The 529-nt window shown below is 66.5% G+C and carries 1 protein-coding gene; it reads right to left on the bottom strand.

All coding sequences use genetic code 11. The annotated features are described in order from the left end of the window. On the bottom strand, nucleotides 1–529 hold a 529-nt coding region (locus FK530_RS26205), incomplete at both ends, for a hypothetical protein (protein WP_205124288.1).

Below are 529 nucleotides of genomic sequence, written 5' to 3' on the forward strand. Positions count from 1 at the left end.
GACAACCGTCTTCACGGTTCCCTCCGCGTCCTTGGCCAGTTCGACAGGAACGGTGGCAAAGACTGCCGACCGCTTCGGGTTTCCGGCCTCAGGGCTGGTCCCGATCATGCGTCCGTTCGACACCGCCACGACGGAGTTGCCGAAGGCCGGGTTGCCGGCCTTGCCCACCCAGTCGCCGAACTGCAGCGGAATCTCCTGGGTGCTCCCGTCGGTGAAGGTGAGGACGCCCTTGAGATCCTTGTCCGACTCCGTCGCCGTTCCCACCAGGGAGATCCTGGTGGCACCGGCACCGAGGTCGAGGGAGATCGTCTGTCCCTCCCCGGTGGCATTGTCGGGCTGTCCCGGCTCCACCAGGGGAAGGTCATAGGTCAGGCCGCTGGTGCCCAGGGGCAGCATCTTTCCCGCCACGAAGCCAGCCGACTCCAGGTCCGCGCGCTTGTAGCCCGAGCCCTGTCCGTCGCAACTTGCGCCGTTGTGGGAGTCGGCGATGCAGGTGTTCGTGAAGGAGCCCTGCAGCGAGGCATCCCGT

This window comes from Tsukamurella conjunctivitidis (genome assembly GCF_007858475.1).
GTDB lineage: Bacteria > Actinomycetota > Actinomycetes > Mycobacteriales > Mycobacteriaceae > Tsukamurella > Tsukamurella conjunctivitidis.